This is a genomic window from Streptomyces sp. NPDC004647 (assembly GCF_040609575.1).
Lineage (GTDB): Bacteria > Actinomycetota > Actinomycetes > Streptomycetales > Streptomycetaceae > Streptomyces.
In genome coordinates, this window is sequence record NZ_JBEXKU010000005.1 from 119,723 (window position 1) to 141,412 (window position 21,690).

Consider the following 21,690-nt stretch of genomic DNA (forward strand, 5'->3'; position numbering starts at 1 on the left):
CCTGGCGCAGTACGTGCGGCTCACGTCCTGGACGATCCCGGCGAATATCCATCACCGTGTGACCGGGGTCACCCTTGCGTTCATTTCGTTCACAGACCGTTTCCCGCGGTACGTCCACCGACGGGCACACTGGCGGCATGCGCACCCCCCGGCCCCGCAGCCTGGCAGGCCAGCTCTTCGCGATGCAGGTCGTGCTGGTGGCTGCCGTGGTGGCCGGGTGCGCGGTCTTCGCGTACATCACCGCACGGCACCAGGCCGAGGACTCGGCGCGGCGCCAGACGACCGCCGCGGCGCGGGCCGTCGCCGGATCACCGTCCGTACGGGCCGCGATCCGCGGCGACGATCCGACGGCCGGCCTCCAGCCGTACGCGGAGCAGGTCCGCCGGGACACCGGGGTCGCCTTCGTCACGATCATGAACCCGGACGGCATCCGCTGGACCCACCCCGTGCCGGAACGGATCGGCGGGCAGTTCCTGGGGCACACCGGGCCGGCGCTGCGGGGCAGGACGTTCACCGAGACGTACACCGGCACGCTCGGTCCCTCCGTGCGTGTGGTGACTCCGGTGCGGGACGGCGGGCGCATCGTCGGTCTGGTCAGCGCGGGCATCACGGTGAAGAAGATCAGCGATCAGGTGGAGCAGCAGGTGACCGCGCTGCTCGGGGTGGCGGCCGGGGCGCTGGTGCTCGGCGGCATCGGTACGTACGTGGTCAACGCCCGGCTGCGGCGTCATACGCATGGCATGAACGCGGGCGAGCTGAGCCGGATGCACGACTACCACCAGGCGTCGTTGCATGCGGTGCGTGAGGGGCTGCTGATGTTGGACGGGCAGCGGCGGATCGCGCTGATGAACGATGGCGGGCGCGAGTTGCTGGGCCTCGACGCCGATCTGCCCTACCGCGACGTGGTGGGCCGTACCGTCGCCGACCTCGGACTGCCCGCCCCCCTCACGGGCGCCCTGCTGGCGGCGGAGCCGCGGGTGGACGAGGTGCATCTGACCGCCGACCGGATCGTGGTGGTCAACACCTCCCCGGTCTCCAGCGGTGAGAAGCGCGGCACGGTCGTGACGCTCCGGGACCACACCGAGCTGCAGGCGCTGTCGGGCGAGTTGGACTCCGTACGCGGCTTCGCGGAGGCGCTGCGCTCGCAGGCTCACGAAGCGGCGAACCGGCTGCACGCCGTCGTCTCGCTGATCGAGCTGGGGCGCGCGGACGAAGCGGTGCAGTTCGCCACGGCGGAGCTGGAGTTGGCGCAGGCGCTGACCGACCAGGTGGTCGCGGCGGTCGGCGAGCCGGTGATGGCGGCGCTGCTGCTGGGGAAGGCGGCGCAGGCGAACGAGCGCGGGGTGGAGCTGGTCCTCGCCCCGGACAGCAGCATCGACGACGGGGTCCTGCCCGGCTCACTGCCCGCGCGGGATCTCGTGACGGTGCTCGGCAATCTGATCGACAACGCCGTGGACGCCGCCGCCGAGGGGACCGGCTGGGACCCGGCGCGGGGCCGGACCGTGCAGCCCGGTGCCGGGGCCGGGAGCGGGGTCGGGGCGGTCGGGGCCGGGGCCGGGGTCGGCGAGGAAGGCCACGGGACTGTCCTCAGCGGGACCGGCAGGCCGGGCGAGGGCATACGCGATGACGTACGCGAGGGCGTACGCGATGACGTGAGCGGGGATGTACGCGAGCCCGAGCGCGTACCCCAGCCCGTGCGCGGGGACGTGCGCGGGGAGCGCCGCCCGCAGGTCACGGTCACCGCGCGGGCCGACGACGGCGAGCTGCTGCTACAGGTGGCGGACACCGGCACGGGTGTGGACACGGACGATGTGGACGAGATCTTCCGGCGCGGCTGGAGCACGAAGGCCCCGGCGTCCACGGCCGGCGGTCTGGGCCAGGGCCGGGGGCTCGGCCTGGCCCTGGTCCGCCAGGCCGTACGCCGCAACGGCGGCACGATAGAGCTGGCCCGGGCGGCGGAGGGCGGCGCCGAGTTCACGGTGCGGCTGCCTCTCCGCGAGGGAGTGAGCGCATGAGCGGGCGGACGACGGCGGCCCGCGTATCCGGCGCTCCGACCACGACGGCCCCGGGGATCCGCAGGCGGCACATTCGGCGTGCGGGGACCCTGCACGGAGCCCCAGGGTGATCGGCGCGCGGCGGACGGACGGCCCCATCCGCGTTCTCGTCGTCGAGGACGACCCCGTCGCGGCGGACGCGCACGCGCTCTACGTCGAACGGGTGCCCGGGTTCGCCGTCGCCGGGACCGTGCATTCCGGCGGCGAGGCGCAGCGGCACCTGGACCGCTCGCCGGTCGATCTGCTGCTGCTCGACCTGTACCTGCCGGACGGCCACGGGCTGCAACTCCTGCGCTCGCTGCGCGCGGCCGGACACAGGGCCGATGTGATCGCCGTGACGTCCGCGCGCGATCTCGCCGTGGTCCGCGAGGGCGTCTCGCTGGGGGTCGTGCAGTACGTGCTGAAGCCGTTCAGCTTCGCGACGCTGCGCGACCGGCTCGTCCGGTACGCCGAATTCCGCGCGACCGCGGGCGAGGCCAGCGGCCAGGACGAGGTGGACCGTGCCCTGTCCGCGCTGCGCTCTCCGCAACCGGCCGCGCTCCCCAAGGGGTTGAGCGGACCGACCCTGGAGGCCGTGACCGGCGTGCTGCGCCGGTCCGGGGCGCAGGGCATCACCGCGAGCGCGGCCGGCGACGAGGTCGGTATCTCGCGGATCACGGCGCGCCGCTATCTGGAGCACCTGGTCGGCGCGGGACGGGCCGAACGCAGCCCGCAGTACGGGCAGATCGGCCGTCCGGAGCTCTTCTACCGCTGGCTGCGGCTGCCCTGACAGCGGCCCGCTCCGACCCATTCCCGCCTCGCACACCGCGTACCGCAAGGTCGGCTTGCTCGATGAACGGCATCACGTACGACTTCACCACAATGCTTTCCAGGTACCGGGGTTGAGGTCCCGATAACAACGTTGTCACGGATCCTACGTGCGGTTATCCACAGGCATTGACCCTTCTTTGAAGGAGCTCGTACGGTCACCGAGCAGCCTGCCGAGGCTCCTAGGAGGTCGTGCCGTGCGCCCCACCGCCCCGCTGGTCCTTGCCGCCGTTCTGGCCGCCACCGCACTCACCGCGTGCGGTGGCGGCTCCGGCAGCGATCCGGACACCGTCAAGGTCGCCTATCAGCGCAACACCGACAACAAAGTCCGGGTCATGGACGACTACCTCTCCATGGTGAAGAAGCAGTTCGAGAAGGCCAACCCGGGCAAGAAGGTCGAGCTGGTCCCGATCCAGGCTGCCGAGAACGACTACTACGCCAAGATCCAGCAGATGATGCGCTCGCCGAAGACCGCACCCGACCTGGTCTACGAGGACACTTTCCTCATCAACTCGGATATCAAGAGCGGCTATCTGCGCCCGCTCGACGACTATCTGGCGAAGTGGAAGACCTGGGACAGCTTCGTCGACACGGCGAAGACCGCGGCAAAGGCGGCGGACGGCAAGACGTACGGCGTGCCGGACGGCACGGACACCCGCGGCCTGTGGTTCAACAAGGAGATCTTCGCCAAGGCGGGCCTGCCGGCCGACTGGCAGCCGAAGAGCTGGGACGACATCCTCGAGGCGGCACGAACCGTCAAGAAGAAGGTCCCCGGCGTCACCCCGCTCAATGTCTACACCGGCAAGGGCCCGGGCGAGGCGGCGGCCATGCAGGGCTTCGAAATGCTGCTGTACGGCACGGGCAAGGACCCGCTCTACGACCCGGAGTCGAAGAAGTGGGTGGCCGGCGGCCAAGGGTTCACGGACTCCCTGGAGTTCATACGGACCGTGTACTCCGAGAAGCTCGGCCCGGACGTCTCCGATGCGCTCGACCCCAATGTGATGACCACGGTCGCCACCGACTGGATGCCGGAGGGCAAGCTCGCCATCGACCTCGACGGCTCGTGGATGGGCCAGCACTGGCTGAAGACCGGTGCCAAGCCGTGGCCCGAGTGGTCGAAGGTGCTGGGCCAGGCCCCCATGCCCACCCAGCGCGGTGACGCCCCGGGCAAGGTGAGCATGTCCGGGGGCTGGACCTGGTCGATACCCGCCAAGTCCAGGAACGCCGACCTCGCCTGGAAGCTCATCGAGACGCTCCAGACGAAGGAGAACGCCGTCGAGTGGGACATCCGCGGTGCGCAGATCGCTGTGCGCGAGGATGTCGCGAACGACCCCGGATATCTCAAGTCGAGCCCCGGCGTGAAGTTCTTCACCGACCTCGTCCAGCACACCCACTACCGCCCCGCCCTGCCCGTGTACCCGCAGGTCTCCACGTCCATCGGCGAAGCCATGGAGTCGGTCACCACCGGCGACGCCTCGCCGTCGAAGGCCGCGAAGTCCTACGACGAGCAGCTGAAGTCCATCACCGACGGCGCGGTGGTCAGTGGGGCGCGATGAGCACATCGGTCCAAGCGCCGACGGCTGCCCGGCCGAGCCCCCGGGCGGAGGGGCAGCCGCGGCGAAGACCCCGCAGTCCGCTGCGCTGGGTTCCGCTCGCCCCGGCCACCATCCTGCTGCTGCTCTTCCTCGGCGGGCCGATCGGCTACTGCGTCTGGATCGCCTTCACCAATATGCAGCTGAGCGGTTCCTCCTCCACCGATTTCGTCGGCATGGAGAACTTCCGGCGCGCGTTCGCCGACGACGATTTCCGCAATGCCGTCGTCCTGACGCTCGTGTTCACGCTGATCTCGTCGATCCTCGGGCAGAACACCCTGGGGCTGGCGCTCGCCGGTCTGATGCAGCGGGCCTCCAAACTGGTCCGCACCGTCACCGGTTCGATCGTCATCGCCGCGTGGGTACTGCCCGAGATCGTCGCGGGTTTCCTGCTCTACGCCTTCTTCCGTCGTGAGGGAACCCTCAACGCGATCCTGGACTGGCTCCATCTGCCGGGCCAGAACTGGCTGTTCACCCTGCCCATCCTCGCCGTGTCCTTCGCCAACGTCTGGCGCGGCACCGCTTTCTCGATGCTGGTCTACTCCGCGGCGCTGTCCGACATCCCGAAGGAGATCACCGAGGCCGCCCAGGTCGACGGCGCGCGCGGCCGCCAGCGGCTGTGGCACATCACCCTGCCGATGATCCGCCGCTCCATCGGCACCAATCTGATGCTCAACACCCTGCAGACGCTCTCGGTCTTCGGCCTGATCTGGGCTATGACCCGCGGCGGGCCGGGCAACCGCAGCCAGACGCTGCCGGTGTTCATGTACGACCAGGCGTTCATGAAATCCCTGATCGGCTACGGCACGGCGGTTGCGCTGCTGCTTCTGCTGATCGCGGCACTGTTCTCGGTGGTCTACCTGCGCCTGATACGTACGGAGGTGTGACGGTGACGGTACCGCTGACGGTGACACGACGTACTCGGCACCGGCTGGCGGCGGACACGGCGCTGCTCGCCGTGGCCGCGGCCTTCGTGCTGCCTCTCGCCTGGCTCGTTCTGGCCTCTCTGGACGCGGACGCGACTCTCCGGGTCGGCGCGCCCTCCCCCGCGACACTGGACAACTTCTCCGCGGTCATGGATCCGGAGATCACCTACCGCCCGATGCTCAACAGCCTGCTGCTCTGCGGCGGCGCGACGGCGCTCACCGTCGTCTGCGCGGCGCTCGCGGCCTATCCGCTGTCGCGCTTCCGGTCCCGCGTGACCCGCCCGTATCTGCTGACGGTCCTGTTCACGACGTGTCTGCCGATCACCGCGATCATGGTGCCGGTGTACGGGCTCTTCGTGCAGGTGGATCTGATCGACACCATGCAGGGCACCGCGCTCTTCCTGGCCACCTCGCAACTGCCCTTCGCCATCTGGCTGATGAAGAACTTCATGGACGGCGTCCCGCTGGTCCTGGAGGAGGCCGCCCGGACGGACGGCGCCTCCGGCCTCCAGACCCTCATACGGGTCGTCCTGCCCCTGATGGGCCCGGGCGTGACGGTCGTGACGATCTACAGCTTCATCATGATGTGGGGCAACTTCTTCGTCCCCTTCATGCTGCTGCTGACACCGGAGCAGCTGCCTGCCTCCGTCAGCGTCTTCACCTTCTTCGGCAACCATGGCGCGGTCGTCTACGGCCAGCTCGCCGCCTTCTCCATCCTCTATTCGACTCCGGTGATACTGCTGTACGTCCTGATAGCCGGGCGGTTGGGCGGCGGCTTCACTCTCGGCGGCGCGGTCAAGGGGTGACCGCGGAGGGCGGCCGCAGAGAAACAGCGACGGGTCGGCCCGGCCCTTCGCCCGGCGCCCGGCCGGGGAACCCTGGGAGCCCCGATGTGCGGTGCGACGCCCGGCCGTTGCTGTCCCGCGTGTCATGAGTGCGCCGTCGGAGCCAACGTGGTCGTACTCACAAGTAAGCCCTAGCGTGTGCCCGTGTACCAGATCCAGCCATCCGAGGGCCGACGGCCGCCGTTCGACGCCCGCGCCGCGCGCCGGCTGCGCGAGGCCCTCGGGATGGCACACGCCCAAGTCGCCTACGGGATCTGGGCCTCGTACGGTCTGGAGATCGGCGCCGAGACGGTCGTCGCCTGGGAGCTCGGCGAGGAGTCGCCGACCGAGGCCGAGCTGACCGCACTGGCCGGGGCGCTGTGGTGCTCACCGGGCGAGCTGATGGCGGCGCCCAGCACGCTGCGGGAGTACCGGTTGGCCCGGGGGATGACCGTCACCAGTCTCGCCCTGCGCATCGGCATCGAGCCGGCCGCGTACGAGCTGATCGAGCAGACGGGCCACTGGACCGGCAACGACCGGCAGGCCACGGCCCTCGCGGATGCCCTCGCGCTGCCGCTGCCCACGCTCGTCGAGGTGACCGGCCGGGCCGACTCACTGGCGGAGCTGCTGCGCAACGCGGTCACGACCCGCTGGCAGGCCTACGTCAAGCCGGTCGCCAAGCTGCTGCCGCTCCCCCGTGACCGGGTGGAGGTGGTACTGCACCAGCTGCACTACGACTACCAGTCGCGTATGGTCTCCACGCTCAACTGGGGCGGCGGCACGAGCGCGGGAAAGTCGGGCGAAGCCGGGCGGGAGTATCTCGACGGGGTTCTCGAGCAGTTCTGGGAGCGGCTGTACTCGTGACGTGCCGTCATAGCCGCCGCACAGCACCCCGCCCCGCACACCCTCCCGCGCCCCGCCCCGCCCCGCACCCCGCCCCCGAGCGCCCTGCGGCCCGGCCGCCGTCAGAAGACCGACTCGGCCTCGAGCATCCGGTCCGCCGGCACGGTCTTGAGCTCGGTGACGGCCTCGGCCAGCGGAACCATGCTGATGTCCGTACCGCGCAGCGCGGTCATCATGCCGAACTCGCCGCGGTGGGCGGCCTCGACGGCATGCCAGCCGAAGCGCGTGGCCAGCACGCGGTCGTACGCGGTAGGGGTGCCACCGCGCTGCACATGGCCGAGGATGACCGGCCTGGCCTCCGTACCCAGCCGCCGCTCCAGCTCGGCGGCGAGCCGGTTGCCGATCCCCGCGAAGCGCTCGTGGCCGAACGGGTCGATGGCCCCCTTCTCGTACGGCATCGAGCCCTCGGCCGGGTGCGCGCCCTCGGCGATGCAGATCACCGCGAACTTCTTGCCGCGCGCGAAGCGCTCCTGCACCATCTTGCAGAGGTCGTCGACGTCGAACTCCCGCTCCGGCAGGCAGATTCCGTGCGCACCGCCCGCCATTCCGGACTCCAGCGCGATCCACCCCGCATGCCGCCCCATGACCTCGACGACCATGACGCGCTGGTGTGATTCGGCGGTGGTCTTCAGCCGGTCGATGGCCTCGGTGGCGACGCCCACGGCCGTGTCGAAACCGAAGGTGCGGTCCGTGGACGAGATGTCGTTGTCGATCGTCTTCGGCACGCCGACCACCGGCATACCGGCGTCGGCGAGCATCCGGGCCGCGGTCAGCGTGCCCTCGCCGCCGATCGGGATGAGCACATCGAGGCCGAGCTCCCGGCACAGCTCCTCGGCGTTGTCCGCGGCCTGGCTGAGCCGGGCGCGCTCCAGCCGGGAGGAGCCGAGGATGGTGCCGCCGCGGGCGAGGATGCCGCTGACCGCCTCGAGGTCGAGCTTGCGGTACCGGCGGTCGAGCAGGCCCTTGAAGCCGTCCTCGAAACCGATGACCTCGTCGCCGTGGGCCGCGAGGGCACGGTGCACAACGGACCGGATCACGGCGTTGAGGCCGGGACAGTCGCCCCCTGCGGTGAGAACTCCGATGCGCATCGTGCGGTATCTCCTGCTCTGCGGGTTCTTGCGGGCCCCCGTACCGGAGCCGGGGGAGGGTAGGCGTCAGTTCGATTGTTCCACGCCGCCCGTACTGGTCGCGCTTCCGGCTACCCGAGCGGCGCCTTACCTACCCGCACGAGTATTGTCAAGAGGGCAGGCGCATCGTCTTGACCGGATGTTGCAGGTCATGAGGATCGTGCAGACCATGCGTTCGAGGATCGGAGAAACGTGACGCGCAGCGTGTACGTGACCGGGATCGACCGGGGTGACGGCCGCCAGGTCATCGAGCTGGGAGTCATGGAACTCCTGACCCGCCATGTGGACCGGGTGGGGGTGTTCCGCCCGCTGGTGCACGACAACGGTCCCGACAGGCTCTTCGACCTGCTGCGCGCACGCTACCGGCTGAGCCAGACCGCCGAGACCGCATACGGCATGGGGTACCGGGAAGCGGGCGGCCTGCAGGCCGAGAAGGGCACCGACGAGCTGGTCTCCCAGCTCGTCGAACGGTTCCACCGCGTCGCCAGGGAGTACGAGGTCGTCCTCGTCCTCGGCACCGACTTCGCCGACACCGCCCTTCCGGCCGAGATCAACCTCAACGCCCGGCTGGCCAACGAGTTCGGCGCCTCGGTGATCCCGGTCGTCGGCGGCCAGAACCAGGCTCCCGGGTCCGTACGCGCCGAGGTCCGTAACGCCTATGCCGCCTACCACGCGCTCGGCTGCGACATCGTGGCCATGGTCGTCAACCGTGTCGCGCCCGCCGACCGCCAGGTCATAGCCGAGCGGCTGGCCGCCCGGCTGCCGGTCCCCTGCTACGCCCTCCCCGAGGACGGCTCGCTCTCCGCCCCCACCGTCCGGCAGATCGTCTCCACGCTCGGCGCCGAGGTCCTGCTCGGCGACGCCGCCGGACTCGCCCGCGACGCACGGGACTTCGTCTTCGGCGGCGCGATGCTGCCGACCTTCCTCTCCGCGCTGACCGAGGGCTGTTTGGTGATGACCCCCGGGGACCGCGCGGACCTGATCATCGGCGCGCTCGCCGCGCACACCGCGGGGGCCCCGCCCATCGCCGGCGTGCTGCTCACTCTCGGCGAGCGGCCGGGACCGGACATCATGGCGCTGGCCTCCCGTATCGCCCCCGGCACTCCGGTGCTCTCGGTGCCCGGTCAGAGCTTCCCGACCGCGGGCGAGCTCTCCGGCCTGGAGGGCAAGCTCAACGCCGCGTCGCCGCGCAAGGCGGAGACCGCGCTCGGCCTCTTCGACCGGTACGTGGACAAGGCCGCGCTGACGAACCGGATCTCACTGGCCCGCTCCAGCCGCGTGACGCCGATGATGTTCGAGCACGAGCTGATCGAGCGCTCCCGTTCGAACCGCCGCCGTGTGGTGCTCCCCGAGGGCACCGAGGAGCGGGTGCTGCGCGCCGCCGACGTCCTGCTGCGCCGCGACGTCTGCGATCTGACGCTGCTCGGCGACGAGGACCTGCTGCACAAGCGCGCCGCAGAGCTGGGCATCGATCTCAACCACGCCCAGCTCATCGACCCGCGGACCTCCCCGCTGCGGGAACGCTTCGCCGAGCTGTACGCCGAGGCCCGCGCCCACAAGGGGGTCGGCTACGAGCTGGCCTACGACATCGTCGCCGAGGTCTCGTACTTCGGCACGCTGATGGTCCAGGAGGGCCTGGCCGACGGCATGGTCTCGGGAGCGGCGCACTCCACGGCCGCCACCATCCGCCCGGCCTTCGAGATCATCAAGACCGCGCCCGGCGCCCAGATCGTCTCGTCCGTCTTCTTCATGTGCCTGGCCGACCGGGTGCTCGTCTACGGCGACTGCGCGGTCAACCCCGACCCCGGCGCCGAGCAGCTCGCCGACATCGCCATCCAGTCGGCGGCCACCGCCGCCCAGTTCGGTGTCGAGCCGCGGATCGCGATGCTGTCGTACTCCACCGGCACTTCCGGCTCCGGCGCGGACGTCGACAAGGTCCGCAAGGCCACCGAGATCGTCCGCGGCCGCCGCCCGGACCTGCCCGTCGAGGGCCCGATCCAGTACGACGCCGCGGTGGACGCCGCCGTCGCCGCGGCGAAGCTGCCGGGCTCGCATGTGGCGGGCCAGGCCACCGTGCTGGTCTTCCCCGATCTCAACACCGGCAACAACACCTACAAGGCCGTCCAGCGCTCCGCCGGCGCGGTCGCGGTCGGACCGGTCCTGCAGGGCCTGCGCAAGCCGGTCAACGACCTCTCGCGCGGCGCGCTCGTGCAGGACATCGTGAATACCGTGGCCATCACCGCCATCCAGGCCCAGGGCGAGCAGCCCGGTGCGGCCCCCCTCCCCTCGACACCGAAGGACCGGACTGCGTGAACGGCATCCGAGGCACCCGTGTTCTCGTCCTCAACTCCGGCTCCTCGTCGGTGAAGTACCAGCTCGTCGACATGGCCGACGGGTCCCGGCTCGCGTCCGGCATCGTGGAGCGGATCGGTGAGGGCCCGGTCGCCGATCACTCCGCCGCGCTCAAGCAGGTCGCCGACGAGCTGTCCTCCCAGGGCCTGGGCCTGGACTCCCCGGAGCTGGCGGCGGTCGGCCACCGGGTGGTGCACGGCGGCACCCGGTTCACCGAACCGACCCTGATCACCGACGAGGTGGTCGAGGAGATCGAGAAGCTGATCCCGCTCGCTCCGCTGCACAACCCGGCGAACGTCACCGGCATCAAGGTGGCCCGCGAACTGCGGCCCGACCTCCCGCAAGTGGCGATCTTCGACACCGCGTTCCACTCGACGATCCCGGAGCGGGCGGCCCGCTACGCGATCGACACCGCCACCGCCGACGCGTACGGGATCCGCCGCTACGGCTTCCACGGCACCTCGCACGCGTACGTCTCACGAGCCGCCGCGAAGCTGCTGGGCAAGGACCCCTCCGAGGTCAACACGATCGTGCTGCACCTGGGCAACGGCGCCAGCGCCTCCGCCGTCGAGGGCGGGGTGTGCGTGGACACCTCGATGGGCCTCACCCCGCTGGAGGGCCTGGTCATGGGCACGCGCTCGGGCGATCTGGACCCGGCCGTGATCTTCCATCTCGCCCGGGTCGGCGGAATGTCCCCGGACGACATCGACACCCTGCTGAACAAGCGCAGCGGGCTGCTCGGGCTGTGCGGCGACAACGACATGCGCGAGATCGGCCGCCGGATGGGCGAGGGCGACCGGGCGGCCCGGCTCGCCTTCGACATCTACATCCACCGGCTGCGCAAGTATGTCGGCGCGTACACCGCGGTACTCGGACGGGTGGACGCCATCGTGTTCACCGCGGGTGTGGGCGAGAATTCCGCGGCCGTACGCGAGGCGGCCATGCAGAGGCTGGACGCCCTGGGCATCGAGGTGGACGCGGCGCTCAACGCCGTACGAGGCTCGTCTGCGCGGCTGATCTCGGCCGAGGGCAGCCGGGTCGCGGTGGCGGTGGTGCCCACCGATGAGGAACTGGAGATCGCCACCCAGGCATACGCGCTGGTCAGCGACTAGTTCTCAGGCCTGCGCACACGCCGAATATTCCGCTCCGAAACAAACCGATAGGATCGCCCTCATGCGCCGTTCCAAAATCGTCTGCACACTGGGCCCCGCCGTCGACTCCTACGACCAGCTGAAGTCGCTGATCGAGGCAGGCATGAACGTGGCCCGATTCAATATGAGCCATGGGTCCCACCCGGAGCACGAGGAGCGGTACCACCGCGTCCGCAAGCTGTCGGAGGAGACGGGCCGCGCGGTCGGCGTGCTCGCCGACCTCCAGGGCCCGAAGATCCGGCTGGAGACCTTCGCCGAGGGCCCGGTGGAGCTGGTCCGGGGTGACGAGTTCACCATCACCACCGAGGACGTCCCGGGCGACAAGAGCATCTGCGGCACCACGTACAAGGGCCTGCCCGGGGATGTATCCAAGGGCGAGACGGTCCTGATCAACGACGGCGCGGTCGCGCTCCAGGTGATCGAGGTCGAGGGCCCGCGGGTACGGACCATCGTCATCGAGGGCGGCGTCGTATCCGACCACAAGGGCATCAACCTGCCCGGCGTGGCCGTGAACGTCCCCGCGCTGTCCGAGAAGGACATCGACGATCTGCGCTTCGCCCTCCTGCTGGGTGCCGACATGGTGGCCCTGTCCTTCGTACGGGACGCGGGCGACGTACGCGATGTGCACCGGATCATGGACGAGGTGGGCCGCCGGGTGCCGGTCATCGCCAAGGTCGAGAAGCCCCAGGCCGTGCACAACATGGAGGAGATCGTCCTGGCCTTCGACGGCGTCATGGTCGCGCGCGGCGACCTCGCCGTCGAGTACCCGCTCGAGAAGGTGCCGATGGTCCAGAAGCGGCTCATCGAGAGCTGCCGCCGCAACGCCAAGCCGGTGATCGTCGCGACCCAGATGATGGAGTCGATGATCAACTCCTCGCGGCCGACCCGCGCCGAGGCCTCCGACGTGGCGAACGCGATCCTCGACGGCACGGACGCGGTGATGCTCTCCGCGGAGTCCTCGGTCGGCAAGTACCCGATCGAGACGGTCAAGACGATGTCCCGGATCGTGGAGGCGGCGGAGGAGGAGCTGCTCTCCCGCGGGCTCCAGCCGCTGGTGCCGGGCAAGAAGCCGCGGACCCAGGGCGGCTCCGTGGCCCGCGCGGCCTGCGAGATCGCCGACTTCCTGGGCGCCAAGTCGCTGGTGGCCTTCACCAAGTCCGGCGACACCGCGCGCCGGCTGTGCCGTTACCGCGCCCAGCAGCCGATCTCGGCCTTCACGACGGACGTCTCCACCCGCAACCAGCTGACGCTCAGCTGGGGTGTGGAGTCCTACGTGGTGCCGTATGTGGCGAACACGGACGCGATGGTCGACCTGGTCGACGCCGAGCTGCTGAAGCTGGGCCGGTACAACGAGGGCGACACCATGATCATCACGGCGGGCTCCCCTCCCGGCGTCGCCGGCACCACCAACATGGTCCGGGTCCACCACCTGGGCGGGGTTCCGCACGCGGCGCAGTAGCGGAACCACCGGCCGACCTGCGGTCGGCCTCCGGAAGCAGACGGTGGGCGGCCCCCGGCGGGGCCGCCCACAGCCATGTCGCGCGGTATGCGCGCGCGTCACGGGTGCGAGAACGCGGCCCGAGATGAGTCACCGCGCAGGCCACGCGCCCGGCGGCCGTCGCACATCCGCGGCCGGTGCACACGCGCGGGTGGAGAAACACCGAGGACGCCTGCTCCCTTCGGAGACAGGCGCCCTCGGCTTTTTTCGCGGCTCCCGGAGGTATCAGCCGCCCGTGCTGAACGAGTGCAGGCCCGGGACGGTGAGCGTGCCACCGAACTGACCGGCCTGTTTCACCTTGACATCGGTGAAGACGGCCACGGGCACATTCAGCGGGGGCGGAGTCTCAGGGCTGAACGTGACGGGGATCAGCCCGAACAGATTGCCCTTCAGCTCCTCGGTGTACATCGTCACCGTGCCGTCGCGGATCGTGGAGGTGCTGTCCTCCTCGGCCTGCACATGGGCGGTGGTGCCCTTCGGCCCGACCACCAGCTGGTGCAGATCCTTGATGTCCGTTTCCTTGGCGGTGAACTTGAGGACCTTCTTGACCTTGCCGCTGTACGTCTTGACCTCGACGATGCCCTTGTAGTCCAGGCCTCGCAGCGTGAGCTTGGAGCTCTGCAGCTCCCACGGCTCGTCCGGCAGCAGCGGAACGCCCTGCTCCAGGTCGGCGGCGGCCAGCGCCTTGGGGTCGGCGGTCGGACAGGGGAACCGCTCCTTGCCGTCCGCCGTGCCCTTCCCGGCGTCCTCCGCGGACTCCTTGACGTCCTTCGAGACGCCCTTGGCGCTCTTCTTGACGTCCTCGACCTTCGCCCCGACCTTGTCCGCCGCATCCTTGATGGCGTCCTCGGTCGTGCCCTTGACGTCCTCGGTCGTCTCCTTGACGTCCTCGGTCGTGTCCTTGACGTCCTCGGCGGCCTTCTCCGCGGTCTCGCCCGGCTCGGGTGCGGCCGTGCTGGAACTCGGCTTCGGTTCCGCCGTGGTGGAGCTCTCGCTGGGCGAGGGCTCCTCGTCGGGCCCGTCGAAGATGTCCCTGATCTTGTCGCCCACCCCCAGCGGGTCCAGCGGGTTGCTGGACTCCGAGGGCGACGGCTCGGCCGACGGCTCCTTCTCCTCGTCGGCAGGCGCATCGGCCTGGTCCGACGGGGACGTCGAAGGCTCGTCCGCTTCCGCGGACCCGGACGGCTTCGCCGACGGCTCGGTGCTGGGCTCGGCGGACGGCTTGTCAGAGGGCTTGTCGGACGGCTTGGCACTGGGCTTGGCCGACTCCGACGCCGACGGCGACTTCTGCTCCTGCGGTTCGTCGGACCGCGTCACACAAGGGCCGGGGGCGAACGGATTGCCGGGAACCTCATCGGCCTGCGCGAGCTTCGGAGTCAGGCCCATGCCCACGAACACCGCCGTGGGCATCGCGGCCAGTGCTATCGCCTTGCTCGCGGGAATCTGCAACTTGGTAAGAAGCGACTTCCTCGGGGCCGCATGGCGCGGGCCGGTTCTCGCCCGGTCCACACCCGCGACCTCGTACGGCTGGGCTTCATCACTACGCACGATGCCTCCCGCCGCTGGCCTCGAACAAGTCGTCGAATCCGCCCGCGTCCCGGCCCTCGTCGGGCGCGGTGCCGGGTTCCCTGTCCGGGCGCCGGGCGGGCCCGCCCTCCGGATCGGCCGGTCCCCAGGCGATGGACAGCGCACCACCGAGCAGGGCCAGCAGGAAGCCGACCATGAACCCGCCGAGGTTGGACACCGGAATCGACACCAGAGCCAGCAGAATCGTGGCAACACCCGCAAATACCCGGACAATATGGTGGAACCACATGGTCAGCCCGAGCGTGATCAGCAGCACGCCGATGATCAGCGAGCCCGCACCCGCGGTGGTGGCCATGCGCACGGTGAGCTGGCCGACCTTGAGATTGGCGTACGGCAGGGTGGCGATCGGCACACCGCCCAGAATTGTCAGCAGGCCCGCCCAGAACGGCCGGCTTCCGCGCCAGCCGCGGAAGCGAAGCCGCCCGTTTCGAATTCGGTCACGCAGCCCTGGTGACTCGGCGCTCATGGAAAACAGCTCCCTGGGACCGGCGTTGTACGAAAAAGGTCATCGGGTGGGCGGGCGGGAAACGTGACGGCTCCCCACCCGCCCGGCGTGCTTAGAAGCACTCCTTGACACCCTTGTGGAGCTTCATGCTGAGCCCGCTCAGCTTGAAGGTCCCGGCGCTGGTCGCCCACGCGGTCTGCTTGACGTCGGTCAGGACGGCCGAGTCGGCCTCCTGAGCGAAGCCACCAGGGTTCGCGTGGTCGCCCTTCTTGATGCCGGGGCCCTTGTTGGTGGCGCCGGCGGCAACGCCGATGTTGATGTTCTTGAACGTAGCGTCGGCGTTCAGTTGGGCCACGTCGATGTACAGGTTCTCGGCCTCGACCGGAGCCTTTCCACCAGCGTTCAGCTGCAGCGTCACCGTGCCGACGAGCGGAATGTCCGGGGTTACCACGGACTGGCACATCTTGTTGATCTTCGCGCTCTTGAACGCGGAGACCGCCACGGGGACGTTCTTTCCGCCGACCTGCGTGTCGTAGGCCCCGTACTGAACGAACCCGGTGCCTTCCAGCCGATCAGCGGCGACCTTGAACTGCTGGCCGGACACGCTGAACGACGCCGCAAGCGCACCCTGCGAAAGGGCGACACCTATCACTGCGGTGGCAGCGACGCTCGGCACCATGACAACGGCGAACCGCCGCCATCTGGTCCCGCCACGAGCCTGGGACTCCATGAAGTTTCCTCCTTCTCGGACGTACATCTCCGGGCTGTGGCCTTGGGCCGGCCAGGCCTGGGATGGGAGAAGAGCTACGTCCTCGGGAAGGAGAGCGCCGTAGTACTCCAGGCGCGAACCGCGCCGGAACACTGGCGATCACCCCCGAGCGACAACCACTGGCCACGCTCTCGCGCAACCGCTGGACAGGCCCCGCCGGTTGGCAGAGACCCCCCTGTCCTAGGCCGGCACCACTGACCGCCGGCCTACTCGGTGGGGACCCAGGAACACCGCGACTCCGACTGGGTGTCGGGCTGCGGGCTTGGACCGAGCTTGGCCGATCGTGGTCCATTCCCAGCTGCGGCACAAGGGGTTCGTTACTTGCGAGTAACGGACGGATAACCGAAGCGTGGCCGATGCATCTCGGACGGGCACTCAGGGTCGCCACAGCGTGACCTGATTACCGAGGAGGAAGTACTACATAGGCGGACAAGAGTCCGCGCTTCTCTTACTGCGAGTAACAGCGGCCGCGATTACCAAGTTTTGGCAAAGCGCGGCCGCTGTGATCGCTGAGGCACCATTTCCTGGTGCGCACCCTGTTGCGGGTCGGCGGCCATCACCCGTTCTACGGGCCCGGGCACTTGGTCCGTCGCGAAGAAGCCGTAATTTCTCGGCGGTCGGGCTCCCCCGCCCGCCTCAGAAGAGAACGCGTGCCAGCGAGGCCCGCGCGGAGGTGACCCGCGGGTCGTCGCTGCCGATCACCTCGAAGAGCTCCAACAGCCTCAGCCGCGCCGCCTCCCGGTCCTGGCCCGCCGTCCGCTTGACCGTCTCCACGAGCCGCCCGAAGGCGTCCTCGACATGCCCGCCGACCAGGTCGAGATCAGCGGCGGCGATCTGCGCGGCGGCGTCGCCCGGGCTCTCGGCGGCCACCTTGCGCACGTCCTGCGGATCCATGTCCTGTACCCGCTGGAGCAGTTCGGCCTGCGCCAGGCCGAGCTTCGCCTCGGCGTTCGCCGGGTCGTCGGAGAGCACGTTCTTGTACGCCTGGATCGCGCCACCCAGGTCGCCCGAGTCCAGAGCCTGATGGGCGGCGGCGAGCGCGCTGTCGTAAGGGCCGACGGGCTCGGCCGGGGCCTCGGCCTCGGCGGACTCCTCCGCACCGGGCTCGAGCGGGGCGCCCACGATGCCGAACCGCTCCTCCGCCGCCTGGATCAACTGGTCCAGAACCTGCCTGATCTGCGCCTCCGGGGCCGCGCCCTGGAACAGCGGCAGCGCCTGGCCGGCGACCACGGCGAAGACCGCGGGGATGCCCTGGACACCGAACTGCTGGAACAACATCTGGTTTGCGTCGACATCGATCTTGGCGAGAACGAAGCGGCCGGCGTACTCCCCCGCGAGCCGCTCCAGCAGCGGGCTCAGCTGCTTGCACGGCTCGCACCACTCGGCCCAGAAGTCGATGACGACCGGCACCTCGGTGGACCGCTGCAGGACTTCCTGCTCAAAACCCGCCTCGTCGACGTCGAACACCGGGCGGAAGGGGGCAGCGGCAGTGCCGCCACCGCGGGCCGCTTCGGCTCGCGCCTGCTCCGCCTTCTGCTTGGCTTCCCCGGCGGCCTTCACCGCGGCGAGGTCGACGACTCCGCTCATGGACATGTTCCGTGGCTGCATGAGTACATCCTCCCCCTTCCGCGCAAAGATCGGAAAAATGCCATGGCCCGTACACGTACCGTGCCCGCCCGCACCCCCGCCGGTCTGCGGGAGCAGTCGAGCGGACACGGCCGGAGGTGCATGGCAGAACCGCATGGTCGGCGCAGGGTCCCCACCCGTGCGCCAGTGGTCATCGCTCTTTCGCTACGAGTCGTAGCGTAACTCCATCCGCCCCCGGGAGGACAAGACCGCCTCGGCTGCCCGGCCGTGATCTCCCTCACGGCCTCGGTCCCCCCGGAGCGGCACGTACCGCACGCTAGGGTCGCCCGCATGCGCCGCACCACCCCGCCTCGTACGCACAGTACGGACAGAACGGGCAGCGCGGGGCGTACGGGCCGGCCCCGCAGCGCCGAGGCCGACCGCGCCATCCTCGGCGCGTGCCGCGCCGCGCTCGTCGAACTGGGCTGGGGAAAGCTGACGATGGGCGACGTCGCGACGCGCGCCGGAGTCGCCAAGACCACGCTCTACCGCCGCTGGGCGAACAAGAACGAGCTCGTCGTCGACGCGGTCGCGGTCCTCTTCGATCAGCTGGAACTGCCCGACCGCGGTGGGCTGCGGGCCGACATCGAAGGAGTGGTGCTGCAGTTCGCGGGACTGCTGGAGCGGCCGGAGACCCAGACGGCGCTGATGGCGGTCATCGCCGAGTCCACGCACGACGGGCCGCTGCACGACCGTATCCGGTCGGCGATCGTGGACCGGCAGAAACGGCTCGTACTGCTCGGCCGGGAACGCGCACAGGCCCGCGGCGAACTGCCGGCCGACATCACCGGTCCGGAGGGCGAGGCGGCGGCGGCCCGCAGCGTGGATCTGATCTTCGATGTGATCGCGGGCGCGGTGGTGCACCGGGCGCTGGTGAGCGGGGAGCCGGTGGACGCGGACTGGGCGCGCGACTTCACCACACTGCTGGTGAGCGGGCTGACGGCGCTCGCCCCCGGGCCGTAGCCCCCGATTCCACGGCGCGGACGCGAGGGCGCCCTGAGGGGTCCGGCGCCGTGCCCGCCGCCCCAGGAGCCCGGCTCCCTGCCCGACGGCCGTAGCGGCGGTGGCGCCGTGCCCCACGCGCGCGGCAGAACACGGCACAGCCGGCCCAGCTGTTTCGAGACAACTTCGGGACGGCGCGAAACGACTCCCGCCCACCCCCTGTGGACGCGGGGTGGGGCGGGATCGGAACGTACTGCGGGTCGCCGCGGTCAGAAGCCGGGCGGCTCGGTGTAGACGCCCCACTCCTCGCGCAGCACGCCGCAGATCTCGCCCAGGGTCGCCTCGGCCCGTACGGCCTCCATCATCGGCCCGATCATGTTGCCGCCGTCCCGGGCGGCGGCGATCATGGCGTCGAGCGAGGCACGCACGGCGGCGTCGTCCCGCGCGGCCTTGCGCTCGGCCAGGACGCGGACCTGCTCACGCTCCACCTCATGGCTGACCCGCAGGATCTCCAGGTCGCCGGTGACCGAGCCGTGCAGGCAGTTGACGCCGACGACCTTCTTTTCGCCCTTCTCCAGGGCCCGCTGGTACTGGAAGGCGGACTCGGCGATCTCGCCGGTGAACCAGCCGTCCTCGATGCCGCGCAGGATGCCGGAGGTGATCGGTCCGATCGGGTGCTCGCCGCCCGGCACGGCCCGGCGTCCCCGCTCCCTGATCTGCTCGAAGATCTTCTCGGCCTCGGCCTCGATACGGTCGGTCAGCGCCTCCACGTACCAGGAACCGCCCAGCGGGTCGGCGACATTGGCGACGCCGGTCTCCTCCATCAGCACCTGCTGGGTGCGCAGCGCGATCTCCGCGGCCTGCTCGCTCGGCAGCGCCAGGGTCTCGTCGAGCGCGTTGGTGTGCAGGGAGTTGGTGCCGCCGAGCACCGCCGCGAGCGCCTCGACCGCGGTCCGTACGACGTTGTTGTACGGCTGCTGGGCGGTCAGCGAGACACCGGCGGTCTGGGTGTGGAAGCGCAGCCACTGCGCCTTCTCCGAGGTGGCGCCGTACACATCGCGCATCCAGCGGGCCCAGATGCGGCGGGCCGCACGAAACTTGGCGATCTCCTCGAAGAAGTCGACATGCGCGTCGAAGAAGAAGGACAGGCCGGGGGCAAAGGTGTTGACGTCGAGGCCGCGGGACAGGCCGAGTTCGACGTATCCGAAGCCGTCGGCGAGGGTGTAGGCGAGCTCCTGCGCGGCCGTCGCCCCCGCTTCGCGGATGTGGTAGCCGGAGACCGAGAGCGGCTTGTACGCGGGGATGTCGCGCGCGCAGTGCTCCATCAGGTCGCCGATCAGACGCAGATGCGGCTCCGGCTGGAACAGCCACTCCTTCTGCGCGATGTACTCCTTGAAGATGTCCGTCTGGAGCGTGCCGTTGAGCACCGCCGGGTCGATGCCCTGGCGCTCGGCGGCGACCAGATACATGCAGAAGACCGGTACGGCCGGCCCGCTGATGGTCATCGAGGTGGTGACATCGCCCAGCGGGATGTCCTGGAACAGGACCTCCATGTCGGCGGCGGAGTCGATGGCGACACCGCAGTGGCCGACCTCGCCGAGCGAGCGCGGGTCGTCGGAGTCCCGGCCCATCAGGGTCGGCATGTCGAAGGCGACTGACAGGCCACCTCCGCCGTTGGCCAGGATCATCCTGTAGCGCTCGTTGGTCTGCTCGGCGTTGCCGAAGCCCGCGAACTGGCGGATCGTCCATGTCCGGCCGCGGTAGCCGGTGGCGTACAGGCCCCGTGTGAAGGGGTATTCGCCGGGCCAGCCGATCCGCTCGAAGCCGGGTACGGTGCCGCCCTCCGGCGGACCGTAGGCGGGCTCCACGGTGTCACCCGAGAGCGTGCTGAAGTCCGCATCGCGCTTGCGGGCTGCGTCGTACCGGGCCTGCCAGCGGCGGCGGCCCTCTTCGATGACGTCGGCTTCCATACTCCGAATTTACTAGGACGTCCTAGTATTTGTCGACGGGAGATCGCCTCCGCAGGACGCGGGGCGGTCTCGGTTACGCCTCGGCGGGCTCCGGCGCGGCACCGCTGACCAGCGGTTCCACCTCGCGGGTCACCTTGCGCTCGACGAAGAAGGCGGCGGTGGGAACGGTGCCGGCGAGCAGCACCCAGGCCAGCTTGCCGAACGGATACTTGGCCTTGGAGCCCAGATCGAAGGCGAAGATCAGGTAGAGGACATACAGCCATCCGTGCGCGATGCCGATGGCGGTGGTGAAGCCGGCAGCTCCCTCCATCCCCAGCAGGCGCTTGGCGATCACGCCGGCGGTCAGCAGGACCAGCAGCACGCCCGTCACATAGGCCATCACCCGGTAGCGGGTCAGCACGCTCTTCTTCATGGGAACGAGCGTAACCGGGCGCACCGGGGTGTTCCGCAGGGGCCCTGTGCCTCCCCCTGCCCGCCCTCGCCCGCCACCGCCCGGGACCTTCGCCGGCCTGCTTCAGGCAGGCATCAGCACCTCTTCAGGCCCGTTTCCGGCCCTCTACCGGTCCTCGAAGTCGGCGGCGGCGACGCGCAGCGGCCGCAGCAGGGCGAAGATCTCGGCGCACTCCTCGGCGTCGTACACACCCAGCCCGAAGTCCACCGCCATCAGGTCACGGGTGGCCGCCTCGACGACCTCGCGGCCCTTCTCGGTGATCGAGGCCAGCGTCCCGCGGCCGTCGTTGGGATTCGGCCGTTTGTCGACCAGCCCCGATCTGACCAGGCGATCGACGGTGTTGGTGACCGAGGTCGGGTGCACCATCAGGCGCTCGCCGATCTTGGACATGGGCAGCTCTCCGGCCTTGCTGAAGGTGAGCAGGACCAGCGCCTCGTAGCGGGCGAAGGTGAGGCCGTACGGCTTGACGACCGCGTCGACGTGCCCGAGCAGGATCTGCTGGGCGCGCATGATCGAGGTGATCGCGGCCATGGACGGCACGGCCCCCCATCGCTGCTTCCAGAGTTCATCGGCCCGGGCGATGGGATCGAAGGGAAGGCTGAGCGGCTTCGGCACGGCTCGACCCTATCGGCCGGACATGGGCCGGTCAGCCCTGTCCCACTGGCC

General features: G+C 69.9%; 18 protein-coding genes. 10 read left to right on the plus strand and 8 right to left on the minus strand.

Annotation, left to right across the window (positions count from 1 at the left end):
- Positions 1-137: 137 nt before the first annotated feature.
- The 6 genes from ABZW18_RS03965 (at position 138) to ABZW18_RS03990 (ending at position 7,067) form a co-directional block, all read left to right on the plus strand.
- Positions 138-2,015, plus strand: coding sequence for a sensor histidine kinase (locus tag ABZW18_RS03965; RefSeq protein ID WP_356181672.1), 1,878 nt, complete (start codon positions 138-140; stop codon positions 2,013-2,015).
- Between the two features lie 106 nt (positions 2,016-2,121).
- Positions 2,122-2,823, plus strand: coding sequence for a response regulator (locus ABZW18_RS03970; RefSeq protein ID WP_356181674.1), 702 nt, complete (start codon positions 2,122-2,124; stop codon positions 2,821-2,823).
- Positions 2,824-3,058: 235 nt separating this feature from the next.
- Positions 3,059-4,417, plus strand: coding sequence for an extracellular solute-binding protein (locus ABZW18_RS03975; RefSeq protein WP_356181676.1), 1,359 nt, complete (start codon positions 3,059-3,061; stop codon positions 4,415-4,417).
- On the plus strand, positions 4,414-5,340 hold the full coding sequence (locus ABZW18_RS03980; protein ID WP_356181678.1) for a sugar ABC transporter permease: 927 nt from the start codon (positions 4,414-4,416) through the stop codon (positions 5,338-5,340). The genes ABZW18_RS03975 and ABZW18_RS03980 overlap by 4 nt, the downstream gene beginning before the upstream one ends.
- Positions 5,341-5,342: 2 nt before the next feature.
- Positions 5,343-6,185, plus strand: a complete 843-nt coding sequence (locus tag ABZW18_RS03985) for a carbohydrate ABC transporter permease (RefSeq protein WP_356181681.1) — start codon at positions 5,343-5,345, stop codon at positions 6,183-6,185.
- A 177-nt stretch (positions 6,186-6,362) separates the two neighbouring features.
- Positions 6,363-7,067 (plus strand): XRE family transcriptional regulator, encoded by a 705-nt coding sequence (locus ABZW18_RS03990; protein WP_356181684.1) that lies wholly within the window; start codon positions 6,363-6,365, stop codon positions 7,065-7,067.
- A gap of 101 nt (positions 7,068-7,168) precedes the next feature.
- Here ABZW18_RS03990 and ABZW18_RS03995 read toward each other — a convergent pair whose 3' ends face one another.
- Positions 7,169-8,194, minus strand: coding sequence for an ATP-dependent 6-phosphofructokinase (locus tag ABZW18_RS03995; protein ID WP_356181686.1), 1,026 nt, complete (start codon positions 8,192-8,194; stop codon positions 7,169-7,171).
- Between the two features lie 231 nt (positions 8,195-8,425).
- Here ABZW18_RS03995 and pta point away from each other — a divergent pair, with 231 nt between their 5' ends.
- From pta to pyk, 3 genes are all read left to right on the plus strand, one after another.
- On the plus strand, positions 8,426-10,546 hold the full coding sequence (gene pta / locus ABZW18_RS04000; protein WP_356181688.1) for a phosphate acetyltransferase: 2,121 nt from the start codon (positions 8,426-8,428) through the stop codon (positions 10,544-10,546).
- 5 nt (positions 10,547-10,551) lie between these two features.
- On the plus strand, positions 10,552-11,697 hold the full coding sequence (locus tag ABZW18_RS04005; protein WP_356181764.1) for an acetate kinase: 1,146 nt from the start codon (positions 10,552-10,554) through the stop codon (positions 11,695-11,697).
- A 61-nt stretch (positions 11,698-11,758) separates the two neighbouring features.
- Positions 11,759-13,195 carry a pyruvate kinase gene (gene pyk / locus ABZW18_RS04010; protein WP_356181689.1) on the plus strand — a complete coding sequence of 479 codons (1,437 nt, stop codon included), beginning with the start codon at positions 11,759-11,761 and terminating at the stop codon, positions 13,193-13,195.
- 264 nt (positions 13,196-13,459) lie between these two features.
- Here the strand turns inward: pyk and ABZW18_RS04015 are convergent, their stop codons facing one another.
- The 4 genes from ABZW18_RS04015 to ABZW18_RS04030 all read right to left on the minus strand — a co-directional run bounded on the left by ABZW18_RS04015 (position 13,460) and on the right by ABZW18_RS04030 (position 17,643).
- A complete protein-coding gene (locus ABZW18_RS04015; RefSeq protein WP_356181692.1) occupies positions 13,460-14,782 on the minus strand; it encodes a hypothetical protein in 1,323 nt (440 codons plus the stop codon).
- Positions 14,775-15,287 (minus strand): DUF6114 domain-containing protein, encoded by a 513-nt coding sequence (locus ABZW18_RS04020; protein ID WP_356181694.1) that lies wholly within the window; start codon positions 15,285-15,287, stop codon positions 14,775-14,777. Before ABZW18_RS04020 ends, ABZW18_RS04015 begins: the two co-directional genes overlap by 8 nt.
- A gap of 91 nt (positions 15,288-15,378) precedes the next feature.
- A complete protein-coding gene (locus ABZW18_RS04025; RefSeq protein ID WP_356181697.1) occupies positions 15,379-15,996 on the minus strand; it encodes a DUF6230 family protein in 618 nt (205 codons plus the stop codon).
- 675 nt (positions 15,997-16,671) lie between these two features.
- The gene (locus ABZW18_RS04030) at positions 16,672-17,643 is read right to left on the minus strand and encodes a tetratricopeptide repeat protein (RefSeq protein ID WP_356181700.1); all 972 of its coding nucleotides are present in this window, start codon (positions 17,641-17,643) and stop codon (positions 16,672-16,674) included.
- A 309-nt stretch (positions 17,644-17,952) separates the two neighbouring features.
- Between ABZW18_RS04030 and ABZW18_RS04035 the strand changes: the two genes are divergently transcribed.
- Complete coding sequence (locus ABZW18_RS04035) at positions 17,953-18,624, plus strand: TetR/AcrR family transcriptional regulator (RefSeq protein ID WP_356181703.1); 672 nt, start codon at positions 17,953-17,955, stop codon at positions 18,622-18,624.
- Between the two features lie 248 nt (positions 18,625-18,872).
- Here ABZW18_RS04035 and ABZW18_RS04040 read toward each other — a convergent pair whose 3' ends face one another.
- The 3 genes from ABZW18_RS04040 to ABZW18_RS04050 all read right to left on the minus strand — a co-directional run bounded on the left by ABZW18_RS04040 (position 18,873) and on the right by ABZW18_RS04050 (position 21,639).
- A complete protein-coding gene (locus tag ABZW18_RS04040) occupies positions 18,873-20,573 on the minus strand; it encodes a methylmalonyl-CoA mutase family protein (RefSeq protein ID WP_356181706.1) in 1,701 nt (566 codons plus the stop codon).
- Positions 20,574-20,646: 73 nt separating this feature from the next.
- A complete protein-coding gene (locus tag ABZW18_RS04045; RefSeq protein ID WP_356181708.1) occupies positions 20,647-20,985 on the minus strand; it encodes a DUF3817 domain-containing protein in 339 nt (112 codons plus the stop codon).
- A 144-nt stretch (positions 20,986-21,129) separates the two neighbouring features.
- Positions 21,130-21,639 (minus strand): MarR family transcriptional regulator, encoded by a 510-nt coding sequence (locus ABZW18_RS04050; RefSeq protein ID WP_356181710.1) that lies wholly within the window; start codon positions 21,637-21,639, stop codon positions 21,130-21,132.
- Positions 21,640-21,690 lie beyond the last annotated feature (51 nt).

What these genes read in the sequence shown, in the direction of transcription:
- ABZW18_RS03965 (WP_356181672.1), top strand. Translation starts at nt 138, where the DNA reads ATGCGCACCCCCCGGCCCCGCAGCCTGGCAGGCCAGCTCTTCGCGATG.
- ABZW18_RS04045 (WP_356181708.1), bottom strand. Translation starts at nt 20,985, where the DNA reads ATGAAGAAGAGCGTGCTGACCCGCTACCGGGTGATGGCCTATGTGACG.
- pyk (WP_356181689.1), top strand. Translation starts at nt 11,759, where the DNA reads ATGCGCCGTTCCAAAATCGTCTGCACACTGGGCCCCGCCGTCGACTCC.
- ABZW18_RS03980 (WP_356181678.1), top strand. Translation starts at nt 4,414, where the DNA reads ATGAGCACATCGGTCCAAGCGCCGACGGCTGCCCGGCCGAGCCCCCGG.
- ABZW18_RS03995 (WP_356181686.1), bottom strand. Translation starts at nt 8,194, where the DNA reads ATGCGCATCGGAGTTCTCACCGCAGGGGGCGACTGTCCCGGCCTCAAC.
- ABZW18_RS04025 (WP_356181697.1), bottom strand. Translation starts at nt 15,996, where the DNA reads ATGGAGTCCCAGGCTCGTGGCGGGACCAGATGGCGGCGGTTCGCCGTT.
- ABZW18_RS04035 (WP_356181703.1), top strand. Translation starts at nt 17,953, where the DNA reads ATGCGCCGCACCACCCCGCCTCGTACGCACAGTACGGACAGAACGGGC.
- ABZW18_RS04020 (WP_356181694.1), bottom strand. Translation starts at nt 15,287, where the DNA reads ATGAGCGCCGAGTCACCAGGGCTGCGTGACCGAATTCGAAACGGGCGG.
- ABZW18_RS04040 (WP_356181706.1), bottom strand. Translation starts at nt 20,573, where the DNA reads ATGGAAGCCGACGTCATCGAAGAGGGCCGCCGCCGCTGGCAGGCCCGG.
- ABZW18_RS04030 (WP_356181700.1), bottom strand. Translation starts at nt 17,643, where the DNA reads ATGCAGCCACGGAACATGTCCATGAGCGGAGTCGTCGACCTCGCCGCG.